The sequence below is a fragment of the Micromonospora sp. NBC_01638 genome (assembly GCF_045209745.1).
Lineage (GTDB): Bacteria > Actinomycetota > Actinomycetes > Mycobacteriales > Micromonosporaceae > Micromonospora.
The window spans coordinates 2,710,965-2,727,913 of the sequence record NZ_CP109273.1 but is presented as its reverse complement, the minus strand read 5'-3'; the positions used below and the strand labels follow the sequence as shown (position 1 = coordinate 2,727,913).

Below are 16,949 nucleotides of genomic sequence, written 5' to 3'. Positions count from 1 at the left end.
CGCCAACTGGCTGCTCTACGGCGTCCAGCCCAAGAAAGCGAAGCAGGGACTGCCGCCGGGCAACTGCAAGAACAAGGTCCACAAACGGGAAACCCTCGGCATCGGCGGCCGACGCGTCCTCATCTCCCGGCAATGGTCCGGCAAGACTCTCACCGACCATCGCGCCGACCGCCGCGAGTGGGTCAAGGCCCTGCTTGGCGTCACCACCGACGCCAACACCGCCCCGCCGGGCGGCGAGCAGCGCCACGCCTGGGAACTCGCCAGGCCGACCGACCCGGACGTTGCACCCCTCGGGCATCGGGTCCTGCGCGCCATCTCTGAACGCATCCAATGGTGCACCCAACTAGACGCCGCGAAACGCAACCAGGCACCGCCCGATGTTTCGGCAACCGTCACACCCCAGGAGGGAGCAGCATGAGGACCCGGACCATCGAACCGCTTTGGACGGCTGAGGACGTATCGACGTTCCTCGGCGTGCCGGTGAGCACCCTCTATCAGTGGCGGTACCGACGGATCGGGCCTCGGGCGTCTCGGGTCGGTCGGCACCTGCGCTATGACCCGGTGGACGTACGGGCCTGGCTCGCCAAGCAGGCGGGGTAAACGTGAGCCTCGAGAAGCGGCCTAACCGGAAGTGGCGGGCGCGGGTCCGGGATGCCTCGGGCAAAGAGATCGCTCGGCACTTCGACAGGAAGTCGGACGCGGAACGGTGGGAAGCATCTGCCAAGGCAGCCATTTTCCCGGGGCGACTGGATCGGCCCCGCTCGGGCACGGGTGACGGTGGGCACGCGGGCGACCCAGTGGATGGCGGCTCAGGTGCAGCTCAAGCCGACAACCCGTGCCCGGTACGAGGTGGCGTTGCGGCGGCAAATCTTTCCGACCTGGGAGGGCTTCCCGCTTTCGGCAGTCTCGTACGCGGAGGTCGCGGCCTGGGTACAGCGGCTCACCGCGTCCGGCCTCGCCCCGGCAACGGTCCGGTACGCGCATCGGGTGCTGTCGCTGGTTCTGGCCCATGCCGTGCGGGATGGGCGCATGTCCCGGAATCCGGCAGAGGGCATCTGGCTGCCTCGGGTGGTCAAGGAGGAACCGGTGTTCCTCGACCACGACCAGGTGGCGAGGCTCGCGGAGGCGTGCGGTCGGTACGGCTTGCTGGTGCGATTCCTGGCCTACACCGGGTTGCGGTGGGGTGAGGCGTCGGCGCTGCGGGTGTCGCGGCTGGACCTGCTGCGGCGTCGGGTGACGGTGGCCGTGGCCTTCGCAGAGGTCGGCGGGGAGCTGGTGGAGGGCACACCGAAGAATCACCAGCGGCGGTCGGTGCCGATTCCACGGTTCCTCGTCGACGAGCTGGCCGCGCACGTGGCCGGGAAGCGCCGAGAGGAGCTGGTGTTCACCGCGCCCAACGGTGGGCCGCTGAGGAACACCAACTTCCGATCACGGGTCTTCGCGCCAGCGGCGGCGTCGGTCGGGCTGGCCGGTGTGACTCCCCACGACCTGCGGCACACAGCGGCGAGTCTGGCGGTGGCGGCTGGTGCCAATGTGAAGGCGGTGCAGCGGATTCTCGGGCACGCGTCGGCGTCGATGACCTTGGACGTGTACGCGGGCCTGTTCGGTGACGACCTGGACGCGGTTGCCACCCGACTGGACGAAGCGTTCGCGGCGCGGGGTGCGGACTATCTGCGGACCGACACCACCGACGGCGGTGTGATTGACCTTGGGAAACGGCGAAGCCCAGGCCAATGACCTGGGCTTCCGTGCCGAGCCGCCTGACGGAATCGAACCGTCGACCTACGCATTACGAGTGCGTCGCTCTAGCCGACTGAGCTAAGGCGGCAACGATCAGCAAGTGTACGGCACCCCACGGTCCCCGACCGAACGGGATACCCTCTCCCAGCCGTCCGACCGCCAACGGGACATCGGCCGCTATCTGGACGTTTACCGGACAGCGGATGATCGGGTGCGGGACTACGCTGCGGCGGGTGAGCGACGAACGCGACGACCCCGACCGCCAGGGCGAGGCGAACGAACGTCCTGACCGTGCACCATCCAGCGAACGCGCCGCCCCTCGGCCGCGCAGCACCGACCCCCTGGAGTTGGGCTTCACGCCGCGCAAGCCGGTGCCGTGGCTGGCGCCGTTCCTGCTGATCAGCACCGGCATCCGGACGCTGCTGGCGATGCTCTTCGGGGCGTACCTGGACAAGCGCGAGTTGCAGAACGCGTTCGGCGACGACATCTTCCGCCAGATCGGACCGGACGGCGGGCTGTGGCTCGACTACGTCGCCGACCTTGGTGACGGCTTCAACGCCACGTACTCGGTGGCGTACCTGCTGGCGCAGCCGGAGCTGACCGTGGACGGGCACCGGCTGCCCCGGGCGCAGACCCTGGTGATGGGCGGCGACCAGGTATACCCGTCGGCGGCCTACGCCTCGTATGAGGACCGGTGCAAGGGCCCCTACCAGGCCGCACTGCCGGTGGTGCCGCCCGAGAAACCCACGCTCTTCGCGGTGCCCGGCAACCACGACTGGTACGACGGCCTGACGGCGTTCCTGCGGTTGTTCGTCCGCTCCCGGGACCGGTATTTCGCCGGGTGGTGCACCGGGCAGTCACGGTCGTACTTCGCGGTGGAACTGCCGGCCGGGTGGTGGCTGCTCGGCGTGGACGACCAGTCCGGCTCATACCTGGACGACCCGCAGCTGGTCTACTTCGACGAGGTGGCCCGGCGGCTCGGCCCGGAGTCGAAGGTGGTCATCGCGGCTCCGGCGCCGACCTGGGTCAAGGCTGCCGACCACCCGGCGGCGTACGACTCGATCGACTACTTCATCCGGACGATCATCGACCCGACCGGCGCGCAGGTGCGGCTGATGCTCTCCGGCGACCTGCACCACTACGCCCGTTACTCCGGGCCGGACCGGCAACTGATCACCTCCGGCGGGGGTGGCGCGTACCTCTACCCCACCCACAAACTGCCGGAGCGCATCGAGGTGCCGCCGCGGGACACGCTGACCCGGCGGGCCAGCGCTGCCCTGCCGTACGACCTGGTGGCCCGCTATCCGGACGCGGCCCGCTCCCGTCGCTACGGCTGGGGCATCTTCCCCCGGCTGCCGTTGCGCAATCCCGGCTTCACCACGCTGCTCGGCACTCTGCACACCCTGCTGATGCTGGCCATGGCGGGTGCGACGGCGAACTGGTCCAACAGCACCGACCAGCGGCTGTTCAGCGTCCCGCTGGTGCTGATGGTGCTCGTGACCGTGCTGGCAGCGGCCCTGTTCGCCAAGCCGCCCAGCGCGAGCGGCAAGCGTCACGCACGGCACTGGATCCTCGGCGTCGGACACGGCGTGGCCCATGTGGCCCTGGCGGCCGCCGGCACGTGGGCGTGGTTGGCGCTGCCGTTCTATCACTGGCCGTGGCCACTGCCGGCGGTCGCCGCAGCGGTGCTCTACGGCCCGGTGATCGGTCTGGTCGCCAGCCAACTGGTGGCGGCGTATTTGCTGGTGGCGGGCTCGTTCGGGGTGAACGTCAACGAGCTCTTCGCCGGCCAGGGCATTGAGGACTCCAAGTCGTTCCTGCGGCTGCGCATCGACCCGGACGGAACGCTGACCATCTACCCGATCGCGGTAGACCGGGTCTCCCGCGACTGGCGGGTGAACCAAGACCAGTCCCCCACCACAAGCTGGCTGATCCCCAAAACCCCCCTGACCCCCCACCTAGCCGAACCCCCCACAGTCCTGCACTAACTCGGAAGTAGACCTACTTCCTCCCGATTAGGGCCGCTTCGCGAAGCGAAGCAGCAAGGACTAACCCACCCACCCCCGCCCCCACCTGCCCCCGCCCCCCACCCGCCCACCCCGTTGATCATGAAGTTGTTGTCCCGACACGCCGGGCGGGATGGCAATAACTTCATGATCAACGGGGTGGGGTGGGGTGGGATCACCGCCGTGAGCGACGAGGCACGCCGATCATCGTGCTGCACCCTCCGGGCCTGACTGGTCACGGCTTTCATAGGCGCGGCGGGAGCCGCAGACGTCGGCGCGGGAGCACATGGAGCGTGAGCCGTCGGCGTCCAGGCGGACGGTCACCGCATCTCTCGGGACGCTGTGGCCGACCACGCGGCCCTCCCCTTCCGGCGTGGTGACGCGGGCGCCGATCGCCGGGGCGGACTCGGCAAATTTGGCGTACAGGGGATGTTCGTACTTCAGGCAGCACATCAACCGGCCACACGCGCCGGAGATGCGCAGCGGGTTCAGCGGAAGGTCCTGGTCCTTCGCCATCCGGATGGTCACCGGTTCGAAGTCGTTAAGAAACGTCGCGCAGCACAGGTCCCGGCCGCAGGAGCCGATGCCGCCCTGCACCCGCGCCGAGTCGCGTGCGGAGAGCTGGCGCAGCTCGACCCGACAGTGCAGGGTGGCACCCAGGTCACGGACCAGGGAGCGGAAGTCCACCCGGTGCGGGGCGGTGAAGTACACGGTGCTGCGCTCACCGCCGCCCTCGGCGGAGCCGAGCACATGGTCGACGGCCACCACCTTCATCGGCAGGCCGTGCGCCCGGATCAGCCGCTTCGCGGCCACCTTGGCCTCGGCCTTACGGCGACGCAGCGACTCGTCCCGGCTCAGGTCCTCGTCACCGGCCAGCCCCACCAGCCGGGGGAAGCCGTCGGTCTCCTCGGTCACCCACTGCGCGGCCCACACGCACTCCGCCACCTCGGGCCCGTCGTCGGTGGGCACCAGCACCTTGTCGCCCACCTGCGGGCGTAACTCACCCGGGTCGAGGTAGTAGAGGCGCCCGTACCGGTTGAAGCTGACCGCGCAGAGCATGCCCATCCCCCCACCCTACGACGGTCGGCCGCCAAGGGGCGCGGCGGCGGTCGTCAGGCGGTTACGCCCCGCTGCCATCCATGACCGTCGACCTGACCGATCGCCGGGCGGCCCGTCGCGCCGTTGCTCCTCGCCCGGACGGTTGAATCCGGTCCCGGGGAGGAGACAAAACGCGCCCCGGCGGCGTTGAGTGGAGGCAGACCTGCGGGGGTGCAGGGGGAAGGCCACGGCGTCGCCGTGGGTGCCGGCCACGGTAGGGCGCCCGCGAGCGACGCCGTGGCCTGTCCGCGGCTCGGTCGCCACGAGCGAAGGATGCTTGGACCGGCTACCAGCCGACCCGGGTGGGCTGGTCGTAGCGGGGCCGCCCGTCCGTTGGCGGCCGCCACGCGATCTCGGCGAGGCTCGGCGCCCACTGACGCAGCAGCGTCTCCGCACCGTCGTACGCGACGCAAAGGACCGCCAGCACCCGCGCGGCGATCTCAGCCGCGTCGGCCACACCCGGGCCGGGCGGCCCGGGGCGCGTCGACACACCTGTGGCGGTGGCGGCGACCACGGCGACCGCCTCGGCCGAGCGGAGCACGTCGGCCAACGTCCGGGCCAGAGCGAGACGGCTGCCCTCCACCCAGTCGGCGAGCGCGTCCGCGTACCCGGCGGTGGATTCCAGTCGCCCGACCAGGCTGTCCGGCCCCTCGTCGAGGTGGCGAAGCAGCGCCGCCCGCTGTTGCCCGTACGCCGTGGCGGCCGGGCCGGACCAGAGCACCGAGTCGGTGAGCGTGGCGGAGACGTCGTCGTACCCCCGGACCAGCCGGCGCACCGCGTGCCCGGCGCCGGCGAGCGGCGCGGGGTGGAGGTCGAGGAAGCCACGGACCGCGTCGCCCGGCAGCACCTGCATCCGGCGCAGCAGCGGCCAGACCCGGTGCCCCTCCGGGACGCCAGCGGCGATCAGTGCGTCCACCCGGCGCAGCAGGTTGAGGCCGGGCTCGGCGAGCCGGTCCAGTGCGTCCATCACGGCTCTCCGGCGAGCCTGCGGCGGGCCGCATGGTCGACCTCGGCATAGCGGTCGGCGGCTTCCCGCACAGCCGAGGCTGCGGCGGCCAGCCGACCGGCGGCGGCGCGGGCCTCCCGGGCCCGGTCGTCGGTGGCGGTCGCCCACTGCCGGTGCAGCGCGCGACCGATCTCGCCGGGACGGCCCGGGGTGTCGACACCGAACGCGGCCTGGGCCGGATCGCTGGCGGTGACGGTGCGGGAAACGGCGGTGAGCGTGGCGCTCGCCTCGTCCAGCCGAGCGGAGAGCGCACGCAGCGTGTCCATTTCAGGCCCCCGCGAGCGGTCGGTAGGCGGCGAACGTCTCGTTGTGCAGCTTCTCGCGAGCCCACTCGGCGGCGTCGGCCGCCGCGGTGACCGCGGCCTGCACGGAACCGGCCACGTCCCGCGGGCTGCGGGTGTGCAGCGCCCCGAGGAACCGGACGTCGGTGATCCGCCCACCGGCGGTGACCACCACCTCGACCAGACCGTCCGGCGACCGGACGGTCACCTCGACGGTCGACACCGCCTGGTCGAACTCGGCCTGGAGCGACTCGATCCGGCGGTAGCGCCGCACCGCCTCCTCGATCCAGGCTTCGTCGATCTCCCCCCGCGGCATCGGCCGACTCCTCCCGGGTGATCCCTCACTCAGCGTGCCGCCACCGTCACCACGGCACACCGGACCGTACCGCACAGTAAATGCGTGTGTCGATGCCTGTGGATGACCGGTCCGGCAAGCGGGACCACGGCCGGGGAGAGCGGGTCAGCCCTTCCAGAGGGCGAGCATCATCGCCTCGACCGCGATCCGCGGCTTGACGTTCGCCTCGATCGCCGCGCGGCAGGCGAGCACGGACTCCAGCCGGCGCAGCGACCCCTCGGCGTCCCACTTCTGGGCACCAGCGCCGGCCAGCGCGGCGGTGTCGGTGTGCACCGGGGCAACGGGCGCGCGCAGCGCCATGGTGAGCGCATCCCGGTAGAAGCCCGCCAGATCGACAAGCGCCCGGTCCAGCGCGTCCCGCTGGGCCCGGGTGGCCCGGGACTTCTGCCGCTTCTCCAGCTCCTTGAGCTGCCCGGCAGCACCCCGTATCGCGCCGGCCGCGCCCCGACCGGTGCCGCCCGCGCCGAGCGCGGTCTCCAGTGCCGTCCGCTCGGCCGTGTCGGCTTCGGTAACTGACGCCTCGGCCTCCGCCTCGGCTGCCTCGATCAGCGCGGACGCCGCGTCGAACGCCGCGCCGACACCGGTCAACCGGCGTGGCACCGCGAGCACCGCCTCACGCCGCTTGCGGGCCTCCGGGTCGCGGGCCAGCCTGCGGGCCCGACCCACGTGCCCCTGCGCGGCCGCCGCCGCCCACTGCGCCACGTCGGGCGCGATGCCGTCTCGACGAACCAGCACCTCAGCCACCGCGGCGGCCGGCGGCTGCCGCAGGGGTACGACCCGACAGCGCGACCGGATGGTCACCGAGATGTCGTCCGGGTGGGTGGACGGGGCGCAGAGCAGGAAGACGGTACGCGGTGGAGGCTCCTCGATCGCCTTGAGCAGCGCGTTGCCGGCTGCCTCGGTGAGCCGGTCGGCGTCGGAGATGACCACCACCTGCCAGCGCCCGCCGGACGGGGTGCTGGCCGCACGGAGCACCAGCGCGCGCATCTCGCCGACGCCGATGGAGAGCCCTTCCGGCACCACCAGTCGGACGTCGGCGTGGGTGCCGCCCAGCGTGGTGCGGCAGCCGGGGCACTCACCGCAGCCGGTGCCGTGCACGCACTGCAGGGCGGCGGCGAACGCCCGTGCGGCGACCGAGCGGCCGGAGCCGGGCGGCCCGGTGAAGATCCAGGCGTGCGTCATACCGGCGGACGGATCCACCCCGCCGGCCGTGAGCGCGGACCCGGCATCGCTGGCCGGGCCGGCGGCGATCAGCGCGGGTGCCCGGTCGGCCGCGCCAGCGCGCAGCACGGCAGTCGCAGCGGCGGCGGCCCGGCGCAGCTCGGCCACCGCCTCGTCCTGACCGACCAGGTCGGCGAAGACCTCCGGCATCAGGTTTTGTGCTCCATCGTCACAAGCTCCGCGTCGGATAACTCAGGCTGCACCGAGGTGTCCGGGCCCTGCGCCGGCCGAGGGTGCACGATGCCGCCCGGGCTGCCGAGCATCTCCGCGACCCGCCGGACCACCCGCCCGGTGATCTCGTCGGCCGGTCGGGACGCGTCGAGGACCAGGTACCGCTTCGGGTCGGCGGCGGCGAGGTCGAGGAACGCGTACCGGACGCGCTCGTGGAAGGCGATCGACTCGGCCTCCAACCGGTCGGTGCCGGCGTTGCGCGAGGCCACCCGGGACAGGCCGGTGTGCGGCTCGACGTCCAGCAGCACCACCAGGTCGGGCTTGAGCCCACCGGTGGCCCAGGAGGAGAGCCAGGAGACCTCGTCGACGGGCAGCGTCCGACCGGCGCCCTGGTATGCCAGGGACGAGTCGACGTACCGGTCGCTGATCACCACACCACCCCGGACCAGTGCGGGCCGGACCACGGCGGCCACGTGGTGCGCCCGGTCGGCGGCGTAGAGCAGCGCCTCGGCCCGTGGGGACGGCGCCTCGTCGCCGGAGGTGTCCAACACCAGCGACCGGATCCGCTGACCGACCGCGGTCGCCCCCGGCTCGCGGGTGACCACGACGTCGCACCCCTGGCCGCGCAGTCGCTCGGCGAGCGCGGCGAGCTGGGTGGACTTGCCGGCGCCCTCGCCGCCCTCGAACACCACGAACAGCCCGGTGGAGACGAACGGCTCGGAGGGCATCAGCGGTCGACCTCGGATCGAGCCCCAGAGGTCGGCGAGGACGGGGACGCCCTTCTTGTCGTCCATCTGGCCGAACGCGCTGATCCCGGCGAAGATGCCAGCGGCACCGGCGGCGAGCAGCAGCAGCCGGGTCGACGAGATGGAAATGCCCAGGTCGGCGATGTCCAGCTTGCGCGAGCCACCGGCACCGGCGAGCAGGCTGCTCAGCGCGATGGCCAGGATCAGCACGAGTCGGGTGCCGATCTGCACCACGGCGAAGACCCGACCGCGCACCTCGTCCTTGATCTCGCCGCCGAGCAGAGTGGTGCCGGCCAGGAAGGCCATCCCGGCACCGGCGCCGACCAGCACCGCGCCGACGATCGCCATGGACAGGTGGATGGCGAAGGCGAGGGTCATCACGGCGGCGCTGGCCAGCACGATGCTCATGCCGAACCAGCGGCGCCGGGACATCTCCTTGACGATCATCGGGCCAAGCCCGATGCCGAGGGCCAGGCCGACGAAGATGGCACCGAAGAGCAGCGAGAACGCGGCGTCACCGGCGCCGAGTGAGCTGGCGAAGAACTTCGCGGTGCCGATGACGATGCCGCCACCGGCGAACGCGCCCAGGATGCCGAGGACCAGCCCGCGCACCAGCGGGGTCTGGCCGATGAACTGCCAGCCCTCCTTGAACTGGCGCAGCATGCTCTGCTCGTGGCGGTCGCCGTCGGCGGTCTGCCCCCGGCTGATCTCCTTGATCCCGAACGCCACCACCAGCGCGGTGGCCAGCCGGGACAGGGAGTTGAACCAGAGCGCCAGTTGGGCTGGCTCGGCCCAGTTCGGGAAGTTGCCGCCGGTCACACCTCGGACGCTGCGGTCCAGACCGGCGCTGACCGCTGCGGCGAGCACCGGCGTCAGGCCGTACGTGGTGATCAGCGTGAGCTGGTTGGCCGCCTCCAGCCGGGCGCGCGGGATCAGGTTGGGGACCGCAGCTTCCTTGGCCGGGATCCAGATCAGCGTGATCGACTCGATCAGGAACGTGGCGATGGTCGCCCACAGAACGACCAGCGCGCCGCTGGCGCCGGCCAGCGCCACCAGCGGAATCGAGGCGAAGAGCACGAACCGGAGCAGGTCGCAGATGACCATCGTCCACCGGCGGTCGAACCGGTCGGCGAGCACGCCGGCGACCGGACCGAGCACCAGGGCGGGGAGCAGCCGGATGGCGATGACGCCACCGAACACCGCGCCCTTCGCGGTGTTGCCCTGCACCTGGGATGCGGCGAAGACCGAGGTGGCCAGCAGGCCGAGCCAGTCACCGAAGGAGGCCGCGCCGAGCACGATCCAGAGCCGCCGGAACGGCCGGATCCGCAGGACCGAGCGGATCGCGGCGTAGCCGGACGGATCGACCTGGCCGGTGCTGGACTGGTTGGCGGCGTTGCCCGACTGGTCACCCGAGCGCGACACGCCGGGCGACTCGCCGCTGTTCTGGCTTTCGATGGCCGTACCTCCACGTGCCGGCCCATCCCTGGGCATCCCCGGTGGAACACTCTAGACCCGGTGGGGGGCCGCCCCACCGGCGACATTCTCCTGCTCGCTGAGCCTAGGCCGCCGGAGACGCAGACCGCAGCCCGGACATACGCGAGGGTATTTCGCATTCATCGTCAGACAGTTAGCGTGCTCACGTGGCCATCGAAAGCGACAAACTTCGCGAGCGCCTGGATCGGGCGACCGCTCACCTCGACCCGCCGTACGCGGTGGTCAACCTCACCGCCTTCGACGCCAACTCGGCCGCCCTGGCCGAGCGCGCCGCCGGCAAGCCGGTCCGATTGGCCAGCAAATCGGTCCGTGCCCGTGAGTTGATCAGCCGAGCCCTCGCCCGACCCGGCTGGCAGGGCGTGATGGCGTTCACCCTGCCCGAGGCGATCTGGCTGGTCCGGGCCGGCGTGAGCGACGATGTCCTGGTCGCGTACCCGAGCGTGGACCGCGCGGCGCTCGCCGAGCTGGCCACCGACCCGACGCTCGCCGACGCGATCACCCTGATGATCGACGGCACCGGGCAGCTCGACCTGATCGACGACGTCCGCGCACCCGGGCAGCGCGCCGAGCTGCGAGTCTGCCTGGACCTGGACGCTTCCTGGCAGCCGATACGCGGGGTGCACGTCGGCGTTCGCCGCTCACCGGTGCACAGCGCCCGGGCGGCCGGCCTACTCGCCGCCACCGTCACCCGCCGCGCCGGCTACCGGCTGGTCGGCCTCATGTCGTACGAGGCGCAGATCGCCGGTCTGGGCGACGCGCCGCCCGGGCAGGCGCTGCTGGCCGGTGCGATCAGGCTGGCCCAGCGCAGGTCGTACCGCGAGTTGCTGGCCCGCCGGGGCGCGGCGGTGGCCGCGGTACGCGAGCACGCCGACCTGGAGTTCGTCAACGGCGGCGGCACCGGCAGCGTGGCCGCCACCAGCGCCGATCCCGCGGTCACCGAGGTCACCGCGGGATCGGGCCTGTACGGGCCGACGCTGTTCGACGCGTACCGCGCCTGGCGACCCACCCCTGCGGCGTTCTTCGCCTGCGCGGTGGTCCGCCGGCCGACGCCGGAGTTGGCGACGGTGCTCGGCGGCGGCTGGATCGCCTCCGGCCCGGCCGCCGACAGCCGACTGCCCCAGCCGTGGCTACCGGCCGGGCTCAAGCTGGTTGGCACCGAGGGCGCCGGCGAGGTGCAGACCCCGCTGTCCGGTGCGGCGGCGGCCACCCTGCGCGTCGGCGACCGGGTGTGGTTTCGGCACGCCAAGGCCGGCGAGCTGTGTGAACGGGTCAACGAGCTGCACCTGGTCGAGGGGGATCAGGTCGTGGCGACCGTCCCCACCTACCGGGGTGAGGGGCAGGCATTCCTCTGAGGCGCCGCCCGCCCCGGGCCCGTGAGCGCGGCTCAGGCGGGCTGGGCCGTCCCGGCCTGTTGCTCGGCGATGGACCGGCCGCTGTCCGGGCCGTCGACCTGGCGGTGCAGGTATTCCCGGATCAGTGCCTTCGCCTCGAGCAGCACCCGCTCGTCGCCGTCGGACTTCCGCCGGAACGCGAGCTTGATCAGCGCGTCCGCCGCCTCGACCGCGATCTCCAGGACGAAGCGCAGCTTAGGTACGTCAGTGAGCCCGAAACGCTCGGTGAGCACCCGGGCCAACTGATCGGCGATCACGCCGTTGTTGTCCCGCTGCTCGTCGAGCAGGTGCAGGTCGACCACGTCGCCGAAGTGCAGAGTACGGAAGCCGGGGACGGTGCGGTGCATCGTGATGTATTCGTCGATCCCCGCGTCGACGCCGTCCCACCAGTGGGTCATCTCGTCGGAGGCGAACCGCTCGTCGAGGCGCTGGAGGTAGGACTCCATCGTGCGCAGGGTCAACGCCTGCACGATCGCCCGCTTGTCCGGAAAGAACTGGTAGACCGACCCGATCGCCACTTCGGCACGCTCGGCGAGCAGGGTCGTGGTCAGCCCCTCGTACCCCACCTCGTCGACGAGTTCGGCGCAGGCATCCAACATGCGCTGTACGCGCGCGACACTTCGACCCTGCACCGGTACGCGGCGCAGCGGCCCGGTCGTGGCGGCTGGTGTGGACACTCGGTGCCACCCCCCTTCGACGGATGAACATATCTCCACGTCACGAGTCCGTGACTACCGGTACAACGAGCGGATCGCAATTGCGGTATTTACCAGCTAGAACGTTCCTGATATGAAGTCAGTTCATATTCATGAATGAGGAGCGCGCATGGTTGGCACCGCATCGCTCACCGCCCCGTGGTCCAACTGGGCGGGCAACCAGCGTGGCAGCGCCACCACGATCCTGCGCCCCGGCTCGCCGGGCGACGTCGCAGAAGCAGTCCGACTGGCTGCGGCCGACGGTGGTCGGATCCGCGTGACGGGCAGCGGCCACTCGTTCACCGCCGTCGCGCTCGCCGACGACCGCCGGATGGAACTGTCCGAACTGAACACCATGGTGAGCGTCGACGTCGCACACCGACTGGTCACCGTACCGGCGGGAATGACCCTGCACGCCCTCAACGGCCTGCTCGCCCGACACGGCCTCGCGCTGCCCAACCTCGGCGACATCGACGCGCAGACCGTCGCCGGGGCGATCTCCACGGGCACCCACGGCACCGGCGCCGGGTGGGGGTGCCTGTCCACCTTCGTCGAGGCGATCACCCTGGTCACCGGCACCGGCGAGGTGCTGCACTGCTCCGCCGACGACAATCCTGACGTCTTCGCCGCCGCCCGGGTGTCACTCGGTGCGCTCGGCGTCCTGGTCGAGGTGACCCTGCGCTGCGTGGACGCCTTCGTGCTGCGCGCCCACGAACGCCCGGCCGAGCTGGCCGAGGTGCTTGGCGACCTGCCCGCGCTGATCGGCGGGCACGACCACGTCGAGTTCTACTGGTTCCCCTACACCCAGCGGGTCCAGGTCAAGACCAACGACCGGGTACCCGCCAACGACCGGCCACTGCCCCGCTGGCGCGGCTGGTTGGACGACGACTTCCTGGCCAACACCGTCTTCGCCGGCGCCTGCCGACTCGGCCGGGCCGTGCCCGCGCTGGCCCCGCGGATCAGCGCGGTCTCCGCCCGCGCCCTCACCGAACGCCAGTACACCGGCCGCTCCGACCGGGTGTTCTGCACCCCGCGCCGGGTCCGTTTCGTGGAGATGGAGTACGGCCTGCCCCGCGAGGCACTGCCCGAGGCACTCGCCGCGCTCCAGCGGATCGTCGACGGGCTGCCGTTCAAGGTGCTCTTCCCGGTGGAGGTGCGATTCACCGCCGCCGACGACATCTGGCTGTCGCACGGCTACGGCCGGGACAACGCCTACATCGCCGTGCACCAGTACGTCGGCATGCCGTACGAGCCGTACTTCCGGGCCTTCGAGGAGGTGGCCGCCGGGCTGGGGGGCCGCCCGCACTGGGGCAAGCTGCACTACCGCGATGCCGCCTCGCTGGCTGGCGCCTACCCCCGCTTCGCCGACTTCCAGGCGCTCCGCGACCGGCTGGACCCCAACCGCGTCTTCACCAACCCCCACCTGAACCACGTCCTCGGCGCCTGACGACCGCACCGGCCATGATCGACTCCGGATCCATGAGACCGGGCTATCCCGACCGGGCGGGATACCGCGACATCACTGAAAACGGTGACGATCACGCGAGGAGCAGAGCAGGGTCACTCCGTGCGGGGAGCGGCCTTGCGGGGGGCGGCCTTCTTGGCCGGGGCCGTCTTGGCCGCAGTGGTCGCCTTGGCCGTCGTGGTCTTCTTCGCGACGGTGGACTTGCTGGCGGCGGCCGTCTTCTTGGTGGCCGTGGCCTTCTTCGCCGGGGCCTTCTTCGCCGCCGCCTTCTTACGCGGCGCCGGACCCTTTGCCCGCTTCTCGGCCAGCATCTCGGACGCTTCCTCGATGCTCAACTCCTCCGGAGTCTGCCCGCGCCGCAGCGACGCGTTGAACTCTCCGTCGGTGACGTACGGGCCGAACCGGCCGTCCTTGATCACCAGCGGCTTCTCGGTCGCCGGGTCGACGCCCATCTCGCGCAGTGGCGGTGCCGCGGCACGCCGTCCACGGGCCTTCGGGGCGGCCAGCAGGACCAGCGCCTCGTCCAGGCCGATCGTAAACATCTGGTCCTCGGACTCGAGCGAACGGAACTCCTCGCCCCGCTTGACGTACGGGCCGTAGCGGCCGTTGTTCGCGAAGACCTCGACGCCGTCGGGCGCGACACCGATCAGCCGGGGAAGGCTGAGCAGCTTGAGCGCCTCATCCAGGGTCAGCGAGTCCGGTGTCTGTGTACGCAGCAGCGAGGACTTCCGCTCACCGCTGGACACGTACGGGCCGAACCGGCCGGACTTGAGCACGATCGGCTCGCCGGTCGCCGGGTCGTCGCCGAGCTTGCGCTCGCCGCTGCCGCCGAGGAACAGCTCGTGCACCTTCTCCGGGGTCAGCTCGTCCGGGGCCAGGCCCTCCGGGATCGGCGCCCGGTCACCCTGGGCGCTGCCCTCCTCGCCCTCGCCGGCGGCGGCCGGTGTCGGCTGCTCGCCGCCGGGCAGCTCCCGCTGCAGGTACGGCCCGTACCGGCCGACCCGCACGACGATCTCGCGGCCGTCGTCGTCGGTGAAGAGCGGGATGGAGTTGACGCTGCGGGCGTCGATGTCGCTGAGGTTCTCGGTGACCAGCTTCTTGAGCCCGCCGGAACGAGCGATGCCCTGGTCACCGGCGCCGTTGGAGCTGCCGAAGTAGAACGCGGTGAGGAAGTCGATCGCGGCGTGGTCACCGCCGGCGATCTCGTCCAGCTCGTTCTCCATGGTGGCCGTGAAGTCGTAGTCGATGAGGCGGGGGTAGTGCCGCTCCATCAGCCCGATCACCGCGAAGGCCAGGAAGGTCGGGATCATCGCCTGGCCGCGCTTGGTGACGTACCCCCGGTCCTGGATCGTCTGCATGATCGACGCGTAGGTGGATGGGCGGCCGATGCCCAGCTCTTCCAGGGCCTTGACCAGCGACGCTTCGGTGTAGCGCGACGGCGGCTGAGTGTGGTGGCCCTGCGCGGCCAACTCGTCGGCGGTCAACGGCTGGTCCTTGACCAGGGTGGGCAGCCGGCGCTCGGCGTCCTCGGCCTCGGCGTTCTCGTCGTCGCTGGACTCGACGTACGCGCGCAGGAAGCCCGGGTCGGTGATGGTCTTGCCGGTCGCGCCGAAGTCGGCTTCCTCCTGCGAGGTGGAGACCGCGCGGATGCGCACCGAGACGCTGGAGCCGACCGCGTCGGTCATCTGCGAGGCGATGGTGCGCCGCCAGATCAGCTCGTAGAGCTTGAACTCCTCGGCGGACAGCTCCTTGGCGACCTCGCCCGGGGTGCGGAAGTTGTCCCCCGCCGGGCGGATCGCCTCGTGCGCCTCCTGCGCGTTCTTCACCTTGCCGGTGTAGCGGCGGGGCTCCGGCGGCACACTGCGCTCGCCGTACAGCTCGACGATCTGCCGGCGGGCCGCCGAGATGGCGGTTTCCGACAGGTTCACCGAGTCGGTACGCATATAGGTGATGTAGCCGTTCTCGTACAGGCGCTGCGCGGTGCGCATCGTCTGCTGCGACGACAGGCGCAGCTTGCGGGCCGCCTCCTGCTGGAGCGTGGAGGTGATGAACGGCGCGTACGGGCGGCGACGGTAGGGCTTCTCCTCGACCCGGGTGACCGTGAACGGCCGCCCGTCGAGCCGGGCCGCGAGCCCACGGGCGCCGCTCTCGTCCAGGTGCACGACACCGGCACCGGGCTTCACCCGGCCAGTGGTCGGCTCGAAGTCCCTACCGGAGGCGATCCGGTCGCCGTTCAACGCGATCAGGGTGGCGTTGAACGCACGCGGGCCCTCGCCGGCGTTGGTCACGGCGAGGGTGGCCAGGATGTCCCAGTACTCGGCGGTGCGGAAGGCCATCCGCTGCCGCTCCCGCTCAACCACGATGCGGGTCGCCACGGACTGCACCCGGCCGGCCGAGAGCCTCGGCATGACCTTCTTCCACAGCACCGGGGAGACCTCGTAGCCGTACAGCCGATCGAGGATCCGCCGGGCCTCCTGGGCGTCGACCAGGTCGCGGTCGATCTCCCGGGGGTTGGCCACCGCCGCCTGGATCGCCGGCTTGGTGATCTCGTGGAAGACCATCCGCTTGACCGGGACCTTGGGCTTGAGCGTCTCGACCAGGTGCCAGGCGATCGCCTCGCCCTCGCGGTCCTCATCCGTCGCCAGGAAGATCTCGTCGACTTCCTTGGCCAGCTTCATCAGCTTGCTGATCTGCTGCTTACGGTCGGCGGAGACGACGTAGAGCGCGTGGAAGCCGTTGTCCACGTCCACCCCGAGCCGGGCCCAGGGTTCCTTCTTGTATTTGGCCGGCACGTCGGCGGCGTTGCGCGGCAGGTCGCGGACGTGACCGAAGCTGGCCTCCACGACGTACCCCGGGCCGAGGTAGCCCGAGATCGTCTTGGCCTTCGCCGGTGACTCGACGATGACCAGACGGGTGGTTCCAGCGTTACTTGGCACGTCTCTCCCCGACCTCACTCCTGCTCGTGGCCTGCTGGCGCCCGGACAGCGGCCGCTTTCGACCCCGCCGTCGCACCGGCGGTCCGGATGTCCAACGTAACGCGCCGCCCGCGTTTCGGGTTTCGCGGGCCACAAACCGCTACGGCGCGGCGGTCGACGCCCGCCCCGCCGCGCTCAGCACTGCCGGACGGCGCCACCGTACACCGTGAGTAGGGCTCGAAGCGGGTCACTGTGCGGATGGCGGGCCCACGGACGGGGTCCGACCCGTCCGTTTTTCGCCTGGATCGGCCCGCCGGCTGTCCGGCACCGGACACCCGGCAGCCGCCCCCACATTGTTAACAATT

Annotated in this window: 14 protein-coding genes and 1 tRNA gene; 6 read left to right on the top strand and 9 right to left on the bottom strand. The window is 71.2% G+C overall.

Features of this window, described 5'->3' with window-relative positions:
- Positions 1–10: 10 nt before the first annotated feature.
- The 3 genes from OG811_RS12910 (at position 11) to OG811_RS12900 (ending at position 1,737) form a co-directional block, all read left to right on the top strand.
- The gene (locus tag OG811_RS12910; RefSeq protein ID WP_406075693.1) at positions 11–418 is read left to right on the top strand and encodes a replication initiator; all 408 of its coding nucleotides are present in this window, start codon (positions 11–13) and stop codon (positions 416–418) included.
- Entirely contained in the window at positions 415–600 is a 186-nt protein-coding gene (locus tag OG811_RS12905) for a helix-turn-helix domain-containing protein (RefSeq protein ID WP_406074432.1), read from the top strand. Before OG811_RS12910 ends, OG811_RS12905 begins: the two co-directional genes overlap by 4 nt.
- Positions 601–801: 201 nt before the next feature.
- Entirely contained in the window at positions 802–1,737 is a 936-nt protein-coding gene (locus OG811_RS12900) for a tyrosine-type recombinase/integrase (RefSeq protein ID WP_406074430.1), read from the top strand.
- Between the two features lie 17 nt (positions 1,738–1,754).
- On the opposite strand, the gene OG811_RS12895 is transcribed toward OG811_RS12900, so the two are convergent.
- Positions 1,755–1,828 (bottom strand) — tRNA-Thr (locus tag OG811_RS12895).
- A gap of 115 nt (positions 1,829–1,943) precedes the next feature.
- On the opposite strand from OG811_RS12895, the gene OG811_RS12890 reads away from it, so the two are divergent.
- Positions 1,944–3,728 carry a metallophosphoesterase family protein gene (locus tag OG811_RS12890; RefSeq protein WP_406074429.1) on the top strand — a complete coding sequence of 595 codons (1,785 nt, stop codon included), beginning with the start codon at positions 1,944–1,946 and terminating at the stop codon, positions 3,726–3,728.
- A 222-nt stretch (positions 3,729–3,950) separates the two neighbouring features.
- Here OG811_RS12890 and OG811_RS12885 read toward each other — a convergent pair whose 3' ends face one another.
- The 6 genes from OG811_RS12885 to tmk all read right to left on the bottom strand — a co-directional run bounded on the left by OG811_RS12885 (position 3,951) and on the right by tmk (position 10,115).
- Positions 3,951–4,811, bottom strand: coding sequence for a stage 0 sporulation family protein (locus OG811_RS12885; protein ID WP_406074428.1), 861 nt, complete (start codon positions 4,809–4,811; stop codon positions 3,951–3,953).
- Positions 4,812–5,130: 319 nt separating this feature from the next.
- A complete protein-coding gene (locus OG811_RS12880; RefSeq protein ID WP_406074427.1) occupies positions 5,131–5,811 on the bottom strand; it encodes a hypothetical protein in 681 nt (226 codons plus the stop codon).
- A complete protein-coding gene (locus tag OG811_RS12875) occupies positions 5,811–6,116 on the bottom strand; it encodes a hypothetical protein (protein WP_406074425.1) in 306 nt (101 codons plus the stop codon). The genes OG811_RS12880 and OG811_RS12875 overlap by 1 nt, the downstream gene beginning before the upstream one ends.
- A gap of 1 nt (position 6,117) precedes the next feature.
- Positions 6,118–6,447: a YbaB/EbfC family nucleoid-associated protein gene (locus tag OG811_RS12870; protein WP_406074423.1), complete on the bottom strand. Its 330-nt coding sequence runs from the start codon at positions 6,445–6,447 to the stop codon at positions 6,118–6,120.
- A 144-nt stretch (positions 6,448–6,591) separates the two neighbouring features.
- A complete protein-coding gene (locus OG811_RS12865) occupies positions 6,592–7,857 on the bottom strand; it encodes a DNA polymerase III subunit delta' (protein ID WP_406074421.1) in 1,266 nt (421 codons plus the stop codon).
- Positions 7,857–10,115, bottom strand: coding sequence for a dTMP kinase (tmk, locus tag OG811_RS12860; RefSeq protein ID WP_406074420.1), 2,259 nt, complete (start codon positions 10,113–10,115; stop codon positions 7,857–7,859). Before tmk ends, OG811_RS12865 begins: the two co-directional genes overlap by 1 nt.
- A gap of 149 nt (positions 10,116–10,264) precedes the next feature.
- Between tmk and OG811_RS12855 the strand changes: the two genes are divergently transcribed.
- Positions 10,265–11,470 carry an amino acid deaminase/aldolase gene (locus tag OG811_RS12855; protein WP_406074419.1) on the top strand — a complete coding sequence of 402 codons (1,206 nt, stop codon included), beginning with the start codon at positions 10,265–10,267 and terminating at the stop codon, positions 11,468–11,470.
- A gap of 32 nt (positions 11,471–11,502) precedes the next feature.
- On the opposite strand, the gene OG811_RS12850 is transcribed toward OG811_RS12855, so the two are convergent.
- On the bottom strand, positions 11,503–12,108 hold the full coding sequence (locus OG811_RS12850) for a TetR family transcriptional regulator (RefSeq protein ID WP_406075691.1): 606 nt from the start codon (positions 12,106–12,108) through the stop codon (positions 11,503–11,505).
- 226 nt (positions 12,109–12,334) lie between these two features.
- On the opposite strand from OG811_RS12850, the gene OG811_RS12845 reads away from it, so the two are divergent.
- On the top strand, positions 12,335–13,651 hold the full coding sequence (locus tag OG811_RS12845; RefSeq protein ID WP_406074418.1) for a D-arabinono-1,4-lactone oxidase: 1,317 nt from the start codon (positions 12,335–12,337) through the stop codon (positions 13,649–13,651).
- A gap of 113 nt (positions 13,652–13,764) precedes the next feature.
- Here OG811_RS12845 and topA read toward each other — a convergent pair whose 3' ends face one another.
- Complete coding sequence (gene topA, locus OG811_RS12840; RefSeq protein WP_406074417.1) at positions 13,765–16,605, bottom strand: type I DNA topoisomerase; 2,841 nt, start codon at positions 16,603–16,605, stop codon at positions 13,765–13,767.
- Positions 16,606–16,949 lie beyond the last annotated feature (344 nt).

What these genes read in the sequence shown, in the direction of transcription:
- OG811_RS12850 (WP_406075691.1), bottom strand. Translation starts at nt 12,108, where the DNA reads ATGTTGGATGCCTGCGCCGAACTCGTCGACGAGGTGGGGTACGAGGGG.
- OG811_RS12880 (WP_406074427.1), bottom strand. Translation starts at nt 5,811, where the DNA reads ATGGACGCACTGGACCGGCTCGCCGAGCCCGGCCTCAACCTGCTGCGC.
- OG811_RS12845 (WP_406074418.1), top strand. Translation starts at nt 12,335, where the DNA reads ATGGTTGGCACCGCATCGCTCACCGCCCCGTGGTCCAACTGGGCGGGC.
- OG811_RS12885 (WP_406074428.1), bottom strand. Translation starts at nt 4,811, where the DNA reads ATGGGCATGCTCTGCGCGGTCAGCTTCAACCGGTACGGGCGCCTCTAC.
- tmk (WP_406074420.1), bottom strand. Translation starts at nt 10,115, where the DNA reads ATGCCCAGGGATGGGCCGGCACGTGGAGGTACGGCCATCGAAAGCCAG.
- OG811_RS12900 (WP_406074430.1), top strand. Translation starts at nt 802, where the DNA reads ATGGCGGCTCAGGTGCAGCTCAAGCCGACAACCCGTGCCCGGTACGAG.
- OG811_RS12875 (WP_406074425.1), bottom strand. Translation starts at nt 6,116, where the DNA reads ATGGACACGCTGCGTGCGCTCTCCGCTCGGCTGGACGAGGCGAGCGCC.
- OG811_RS12890 (WP_406074429.1), top strand. Translation starts at nt 1,944, where the DNA reads ATGATCGGGTGCGGGACTACGCTGCGGCGGGTGAGCGACGAACGCGAC.
- OG811_RS12865 (WP_406074421.1), bottom strand. Translation starts at nt 7,857, where the DNA reads ATGCCGGAGGTCTTCGCCGACCTGGTCGGTCAGGACGAGGCGGTGGCC.
- OG811_RS12905 (WP_406074432.1), top strand. Translation starts at nt 415, where the DNA reads ATGAGGACCCGGACCATCGAACCGCTTTGGACGGCTGAGGACGTATCG.
- OG811_RS12870 (WP_406074423.1), bottom strand. Translation starts at nt 6,447, where the DNA reads ATGCCGCGGGGGGAGATCGACGAAGCCTGGATCGAGGAGGCGGTGCGG.